Consider the following 7,573-nt stretch of genomic DNA (forward strand, 5'->3'; position numbering starts at 1 on the left):
GATATCTTTATCTAATGATGACATTACTTTTTAACCTCCCTCTATATCTGCATAATAGTTACCGTATATGGTAACTATTATGCATACCAAATATGGTAACATCAATACCAAATATGGTAACTATCACGTTAAGAAAAACCTTATAGATAAAGGCTTTTTTTAATTCCCCTTGTGTCTTTTATAATAAGAGCTAAAAATCTCACTAAAAATCGTGTGATTTTTAGTGAGATTTTTAGCTCTTATTTCACACTAGTGTCAAGGGTTTATTAGGTTGTCCATTCTATATCTATTAAAGGGCTATCAACTCATCAATGGGCAGGTAGTATTTTTGAGAAAAAATCTCTCAAAAATCTCCACCATTTCCGCTTCGCTTCACCATTGATGAGTTGATTTCGGCAGGTTTTGGCATATCGCCAAGCCGAACATACCAAAAACGAGGATTTAAGTAGCACGACTTGGACTAGAAATTGTACCTGCCGAACCGCCTAGATCGGCTGTTCATAAACATATCTCTTACTCTATATGTTTATGACACTATAAGGGGCTAGCCCCTCGCTTCGCTTCACCCCAGCCACTACCTCACACCCAAAAACAAAGGGCGGATATACATGTTTCTAACACAAATAAAATACTCCATTTGCTTTGCTAGGTCCGTTTTGATTGACCAACTGAATGACACTAAAATCCTCTTGCCTCGTCATAATTTTAAACTCTTCGTACTTAAATTTCATTTTAGTAAACATTTAAGAAAAGTTAAGTGTCATAAAATCCCGAATCCATTGATATGACTGTGTTTGTGTCACTTTTTTCTTTTTTTTCTCTCTTCTATATCACAATGAGCTTTTCTCCATACAATGAACGGAGAGTATTTTTTGAGAAACCCACTCAAAAAACCGTATCAACAATTAGATACGGTTTTGGTAGTCTCAAAGAAATGGAAATTTAAAAAGCTGATTCGATTGTTAATACAGCAGATGTAACAGTAAGAAGATCAGAAGACATACCTGGCAGTAAAAACATAAAGGCCTGAATTCCGATTTCAGTTCCTGCTGTTAGGAAAACAGGTGCAGCTGGTCTTTGAGCAAATGGAACTTCAACTAATTTAGGAGTTCCCATTAGTGTAAGCGTTGCTGCTGCTTGAGAACCTGGAATAGGTGTCCCATTAGCAGTCAATTGAGTAGATGCTGCGTCGAGGTTTCCTCCTCTAGAGATAGCTTTAAATTCATAGTACAAATTATAAAATCCTGATATTAAAATTACAAGTTTTCCGGTAACAGGATTAAATCCAATACCATTTCCCTGACTAGCTACAGTTAATGGAACATCAAAACTAAAGCCATCTGTAACTAGGATATCAAAAGATGTAGCTAAGGCTGCAGTTCTGGCTAAAAAAGTACCAGGAGCAAGTGGTGGAGTAGGACAAGGGTTAGGGAAGGGAACAGAAGTTGTGGGAGGAGTAGGACATGCAATACTTTCTATATTTTTATGAGAATGACAGTGACAGTGATTGTTCATATTTTCACCTCCGTATTGAGGGATTTTTCTACACTTTATAGTTAATTCAAAAATAAAAAAAATGATAGAGACAAATCCCTATCTGGTTTTGATAATAAAATCATATTTTGTAGCAAAAACCACGTTTTTTAAAATGAAAACATGGTTTTTGCTTGTGCTTAATCATTGTGGTCAATATAGTTTATGATGATTTGTTATAGTAGTGTCTGTCAACGGTAAGCGGAACGAAGTGAGCATTAAGGAGTTGACAGATTCACTACACCCAAATCCTCTTGTTGTGTCAAAACGGTAACCGTTTTGACCTGCCTACCGGCGAGGAAGCCCCCTCAAAAAATGAGGGGGTTGGGGGTGTTTTTTTATGGGGTCTGGGGAATGGTTCCCCAGTAGGTTTGGACAAAGTCCAAGGTTTTTTGTTTGGTCATGTTAAACATGACTCGGCATAGCCGACGATCCCCCGTAGGGGCACACGCTTTACATGGAAGTCCACCGAAAAACAGGAGAGAAGTATATATACTTTATAAAGTGGTCGAGAACAATATAAAGAGAAAAAATAGGACAAGTTGAGGTGAGGATTCGTGAGTTTTGCCATTTGTAGGATGCAGAAATTTAAGATGCGAGATGTGAAAGGAATCCAGATTCATAATCAACGAGAAAAAGAAAGTCATACAAATCCTGATATTGAAAAAGAACAAAGTCATTTAAATTATGATTTACATAACGATCAGTACATTGATTATTTGAAAACAGTAAAAGAAAAGATTGAACAAAATGTAGAGACCAATCGAGCGATTCGAAAAGATGCAGTTGTGATGTGTGAATTTGTAGTAACGAGTGATAGAGAGTTTTTTGAACGTTTAAGTGAAGAGAATCCAGATTCTCAAAAAGAATTCTTTAAAGAAGCTTATAGCTTTCTTAAGGAACGATATGGAGAACAAAACATTGTACATGCAGCGGTACATTTGGATGAAAAGACACCTCATATGCATGTAGGGATGGTTCCGATAACGGAAGAAAAGAAATTATCAGCAAAACAGATCTTTAACCGTAAAGAATTAGTTTCACTCCAGGATGATTTTCATGCTCATATGGTAGAGAAAGGTTTTGATTTAGAACGTGGAGTATCTAGTGATAAAAAACATATTGAAACCGCACGTTTTAAAGCTTTAACAGCAAAAGAAGAAGTACAAGTGTTAGAAGATACACTTTTAGAGAAAGAGCTGGAAAAACAACAAATAGAGAAATCGATGCAACAAATGCAAAATCGTTTAAATGTTTTAAAAAGAGCTGTTAAAGTAGGAAAACGAGTAGAAGAGATGCCTGTGAAAGAAAAAGGGGGTCTCATACGCTCTAAAACGGTCGAAATTGGGTTAGAAGACTTTCAAAGGATTAAAACCCTTGCAAAAGCCTCAGAGGCCTTTAGAAGGGAAAATGAGACGTTACAGAGACAAAATCATGCGTTGAAAGCGAATAATACAGATTTACATACAACTGTAAAACGTTTAGAAAAAGAAAAAAAAGAATTAGAACCATATAAAGCGAAATATGAGAGACTTCAAAAGTTATTTACACAAATACAAGAGTTTTATAGGGAACGAGTTCCGCAAGGATTGGAGAAATTTCAACAAATTGTAGGATATTGTAAGAAGAAAGTGAATATCACTTTAAATCCCTTTAGCAATACTCGATTTAGTGAAAATAATTTAACAGAACATGAAAGAAAGGGATATGATTTTGCTTCAAGAGATATACAGCAGAAGAAAAAAGAGAAAAATAGAAATAGAAATAGAGATAGTGGTTTAGAGAGATAAATAAAAAGAACTCTATTAAGAGTTCTTTTTATTTTATTCCTTCTCTTTCGCGTAAAGCTTTGAATCTATCAAATTGGCTTCGATATTGATAATCTTTATTTTCCTTTTTGCTAACAAGGATTTTTCCATCATATTTTGTAAATTTTTTACTTGTATTTTTATCTGTCCATGCAAGATTTTCATTAACTACATAAACATTTGATGTGCCCATTTTTAATACATCAATAAAACCGTTTTCTTCAAGGATTTTAATTGCTCTATAAATTGTCATTCTTGATTTTCCGAAATAATCTTCAAAAACTGAATATGAACAGGCTAAAGCATTACGGTTGTCCATATGTTCTAATATAAAAAATAATAAACTACTAGCAAATGGCTGTTTTGTCATTAACCAACGTAATTCAGGCATATTATCACGATACAATTGTATAAAGTTATAGTTCTTTTTTTCTTCTTCTTTTTGTTTCTCTGTCTTCTCTTTTTCTTCCTCAAGCTCTAGTAATTTTTGAATTTTGTTCAATTCTTTGCTGGTTAATTCAACTGTAATCTTTTTTTCTTCTTCATTATTCAATTGCAACACCTCTGATACCATTTTTTAACCCTCCTATGTATCACAAGTTATGATACATTTATGTATCAACTTTGTTACATCATATAACAAAAAGAGAGTCATGTGAAGAATAATTTGTTACAAGATGTAACATTTATGTATCACAAGCTATGTTACATTTATGTATCACAAGCTATGTTACATTTACTCTTTAAAAAGCCTTATTTATCAAGGTTTTTAGCCTGTCCCTTTCTATATCTCCTAGTAGGGCTATCCACTTATCAATGGACAGGTAGTATTTTTGAGAAAAAGTCTCTCAAAAATCTCCACCTTTTCGCTACGCTTCACCATTGATAAGTGGATTTCGGCAGATGATGTCATGTCGCCAAGCCGAACATACCAAAAACGAGGATTTAGGTAGCACGACTTGGACTAGCAATTGTACCAGCCGAACCGCTTAGATCAGTTGTCCGCAAAATATCTCTTACTCTATATTTTTATGACATTACAAGGGGCTAGCCCCTCGCTTCGCTTCACCCCAGCCTTACCTCACACCCAAAAACAAGGGGGACATATTTACATTATTCTAAGTATAATTATCCATTTAGATATACAGAGTATTCAGTTATTTTTTTCTAAAATATTACTCTGTTTACATATTGAGGTAAATATTTTACGTTTGAGAGGATAAGAAAAGCACCTGTACTCTTTTAAACAATAACCAAATTTTTATTAAACTTAGTAAGGAGGAATTGGTAATGAAAACAATAGTTTGTAAAGAATGTGGATCTTCTAATTTTAAAAAAGGTGTATTAGGTTCTGAGCAAGCCCATGTGTATGAGCCGAATAACGTATCAATATTTAAAAAACATTCAAAATTACTTGTGGAATTTTGTTTAGATTGTGGGGAAGTTATATCATTTAAAGTTGAACAACCTGAGAAATTTAAAAGATAGTTTTAGTAAATGCCGAACCGCTTAGATCAGCTGTCAATAAAATGCTTCTTACTTTATATTTTTATGACACTAGAAGGGGCTAGCCCCTTGCTCCGCTTCACCCCAGCCACTACCTCACACCCAAAAACAAAGGATATTAATGTGATGGACTATTTTCAATTTAATATTTTTTTCTCAACACTAAAATAGATATTGAGTAAGAACATAATACTCCAGTTAATAAAAATGTATTTGCTAATTTATATTGCTCACTTGTTAATGAGTAAAGATTGCCTATTAGAAAAATAATTGAATACGCAAATAAAAATACAAACAACGAAATTTTTGCAGCGCTTCCTGTAATTTTTTCTCCTCTTTCATCATTTTCTTCTTTTATCGCAAAATGTGTAGAATATAATACCCCAATTAATCCAACGATTGATATAATAATTCCAATTATAAGTATCATTCCATTTCCCCCTCTATCGTATATTGAAATACTTTATGGAACTCTGTACCAAGAACATGGGCTATTTCAAAAGCTAAAATAAGAGATGGATTATATCGATTCGCTTCAATTGAGGCAATAGTTTGTCTACTAACACCTACACGTGTTGCTAATTCAGTTTGTGACCACCGCTTTTCTGCCCGTAGTACAATTAGATTGTTTCGTAACGTCCCTTTTTGTTCCATAGATACCTCCGTTTTTTATATTATTTCTATGATTGTAATTTATTTTTAACATATTGTAAACTTTTTTTAACAACTGAATAAGTGTATATAAATAATACACGGTGTCTGTCAACGGTACCGGACCGATTCCGAAAGGGAGCGGGAGGATAAGGAGTTGACAGACTTACTATGTAACCCTCTTGCAGAACCAAAACGTACATCGTTTTGGCCTGCCAACCGGCGAGGGAGCCCCTCAAGGATTGAGGGGTTGGGGAGTTCGATTGAGGGGGTCTGGGGAAGAGTTCCCCAGTAGGTTTGGACAAAGTCCAAGGTCTGTTTTTTGGCACGTTGTAGCGTGCTTGGCGGTAGCCAAAATAGCCCCGCAGGGCACACCTTTACGATAGTAAAGTATAGTGTGCTATACTTTACATGGAAGTTCACCGAAAAACAGTAGAGAAGTATATATACTTTATAGAGTGATCGAGAACAAAATAAAGAGAAAAAATGAGACAAGTTGAGGTGAGGATTCGTGAGTTTTGCCATTTGTAGGATGCAGAAATTTAAGATGCGAGATGTGAAAGGAATCCAGATTCATAATCAACGAGAAAAAGAAAGTCATACAAATCCTGATATTGAAAAAGAACAAAGTCATTTAAATTATGATTTACATAACGATCAGTACATTGATTATTTGAAAACAGTAAAAGAAAAGATTGAACAAAATGTAGAGACCAATCGAGCGATTCGAAAAGATGCAGTTGTGATGTGTGAATTTGTAGTAACGAGTGATAGAGAGTTTTTTGAACGTTTAAGTGAAGAGAATCCAGATTCTCAAAAAGAATTCTTTAAAGAAGCTTATAGCTTTCTTAAGGAACGATATGGAGAACAAAACATTGTACATGCAGCGGTACATTTGGATGAAAAGACACCTCATATGCATGTAGGGATGGTTCCGATAACGGAAGAAAAGAAATTATCAGCAAAACAGATCTTTAACCGTAAAGAATTAGTTTCACTCCAGGATGATTTTCATGCTCATATGGTAGAGAAAGGTTTTGATTTAGAACGTGGAGTATCTAGTGATAAAAAACATATTGAAACCGCACGTTTTAAAGCTTTAACAGCAAAAGAAGAAGTACAAGTGTTAGAAGATACACTTTTAGAGAAAGAGCTGGAAAAACAACAAATAGAGAAATCGATGCAACAAATGCAAAATCGTTTAAATGTTTTAAAAAGAGCTGTTAAAGTAGGAAAACGAGTAGAAGAGATGCCTGTGAAAGAAAAAGGGGGTCTCATACGCTCTAAAACGGTCGAAATTGGGTTAGAAGACTTTCAAAGGATTAAAACCCTTGCAAAAGCCTCAGAGGCCTTTAGAAGGGAAAATGAGACGTTACAGAGACAAAATCATGCGTTGAAAGCGAATAATACAGATTTACATACAACTGTAAAACGTTTAGAAAAAGAAAAAAAAGAATTAGAACCATATAAAGCGAAATATGAGAGACTTCAAAAGCTAGTTGCACAAATGCAGGAGTTTTATAAAGAGCGAGTTCCTCAAGGATTGGAGAAATTTCAACAAATTATAGGGTATTGCAAGAAGAAAGTGAATATCACTTTAAATCCATTTAGTAATACTCGATTTAGTGAAAACAATTTAACTGAACATGAAAGAAAAGGTTATGATCTTGCTTCAAGAGATATACAGCAAAAGAAAAAAGAGAAAAATAGAAATAGAGATAGTGGTTTAGAGAGATAAATTTTTAGAAAATGTGTTTTCACTAGGTTACACATAAAAAAGACAAGAATAAATTATATTATGTTTTAGTGTATTCTCCTTATCTCACAAGAAAGCCCAAATCCATTATTAGGATCTGGGCTTTCTTGTGAGAATACAAAAAAAGGGTCGGCATTATTGTATTAAGTTAGTCATTGAATCCCTTATGTGATGATAAAAAAGACCTAAAAAAGTACCCGTAGAATTTTAAATTTGGGTACTTTTTTAGGTTAGCACCAACTATTTTATGATTTTAAGATGTTTTACTTCTTTTCGGACTTGTTCTAAATTTTTATCCCGTCCTCTAAAAGCAAATGAG

At 34.2% G+C, this 7,573-nt stretch carries 7 protein-coding genes; 3 read left to right on the forward strand and 4 right to left on the reverse strand.

The annotated features are described in order from the left end of the window. Positions 1 to 942: 942 nt before the first annotated feature. On the reverse strand, positions 943 to 1,515 hold the full coding sequence (locus LOK41_RS26690; protein ID WP_241819001.1) for a hypothetical protein: 573 nt from the start codon (positions 1,513 to 1,515) through the stop codon (positions 943 to 945). 575 nt (positions 1,516 to 2,090) lie between these two features. Between LOK41_RS26690 and mobV (LOK41_RS26695) the strand changes: the two genes are divergently transcribed. Then, the gene (gene mobV, locus LOK41_RS26695; protein WP_347269378.1) at positions 2,091 to 3,323 is read left to right on the forward strand and encodes a MobV family relaxase; all 1,233 of its coding nucleotides are present in this window, start codon (positions 2,091 to 2,093) and stop codon (positions 3,321 to 3,323) included. 28 nt (positions 3,324 to 3,351) lie between these two features. Here the strand turns inward: mobV (LOK41_RS26695) and LOK41_RS26700 are convergent, their stop codons facing one another. Then, positions 3,352 to 3,915 carry a replication/maintenance protein RepL gene (locus LOK41_RS26700; protein WP_221781660.1) on the reverse strand — a complete coding sequence of 188 codons (564 nt, stop codon included), beginning with the start codon at positions 3,913 to 3,915 and terminating at the stop codon, positions 3,352 to 3,354. Between the two features lie 716 nt (positions 3,916 to 4,631). On the opposite strand from LOK41_RS26700, the gene LOK41_RS26705 reads away from it, so the two are divergent. Then, positions 4,632 to 4,829: a hypothetical protein gene (locus tag LOK41_RS26705; RefSeq protein WP_241819003.1), complete on the forward strand. Its 198-nt coding sequence runs from the start codon at positions 4,632 to 4,634 to the stop codon at positions 4,827 to 4,829. Between the two features lie 160 nt (positions 4,830 to 4,989). Here LOK41_RS26705 and LOK41_RS26710 read toward each other — a convergent pair whose 3' ends face one another. Beyond that, entirely contained in the window at positions 4,990 to 5,277 is a 288-nt protein-coding gene (locus tag LOK41_RS26710; protein WP_241819004.1) for a DUF2178 domain-containing protein, read from the reverse strand. After that, positions 5,274 to 5,501 carry a helix-turn-helix transcriptional regulator gene (locus tag LOK41_RS26715; RefSeq protein WP_241819005.1) on the reverse strand — a complete coding sequence of 76 codons (228 nt, stop codon included), beginning with the start codon at positions 5,499 to 5,501 and terminating at the stop codon, positions 5,274 to 5,276. The genes LOK41_RS26710 and LOK41_RS26715 overlap by 4 nt, the downstream gene beginning before the upstream one ends. 508 nt (positions 5,502 to 6,009) lie before the next feature. Between LOK41_RS26715 and mobV (LOK41_RS26720) the strand changes: the two genes are divergently transcribed. Continuing rightward, positions 6,010 to 7,236 carry a MobV family relaxase gene (gene mobV / locus LOK41_RS26720; RefSeq protein ID WP_347269379.1) on the forward strand — a complete coding sequence of 409 codons (1,227 nt, stop codon included), beginning with the start codon at positions 6,010 to 6,012 and terminating at the stop codon, positions 7,234 to 7,236. Positions 7,237 to 7,573: the final 337 nt, after the last annotated feature.

The organism is Bacillus sp. TL12 (genome assembly GCF_022625245.1).
Classification (GTDB): Bacteria; Bacillota; Bacilli; order Bacillales; family Bacillaceae_G; genus Bacillus_A.

Bases quoted from the DNA above. Each gene is read 5' to 3' on its own strand.
- LOK41_RS26690 (WP_241819001.1), bottom strand. From the start codon at position 1,515: ATGAACAATCACTGTCACTGTCATTCTCATAAAAATATAGAAAGTATT.
- LOK41_RS26700 (WP_221781660.1), bottom strand. From the start codon at position 3,915: ATGGTATCAGAGGTGTTGCAATTGAATAATGAAGAAGAAAAAAAGATT.
- LOK41_RS26705 (WP_241819003.1), top strand. From the start codon at position 4,632: ATGAAAACAATAGTTTGTAAAGAATGTGGATCTTCTAATTTTAAAAAA.
- LOK41_RS26710 (WP_241819004.1), bottom strand. From the start codon at position 5,277: ATGATACTTATAATTGGAATTATTATATCAATCGTTGGATTAATTGGG.
- LOK41_RS26715 (WP_241819005.1), bottom strand. From the start codon at position 5,501: ATGGAACAAAAAGGGACGTTACGAAACAATCTAATTGTACTACGGGCA.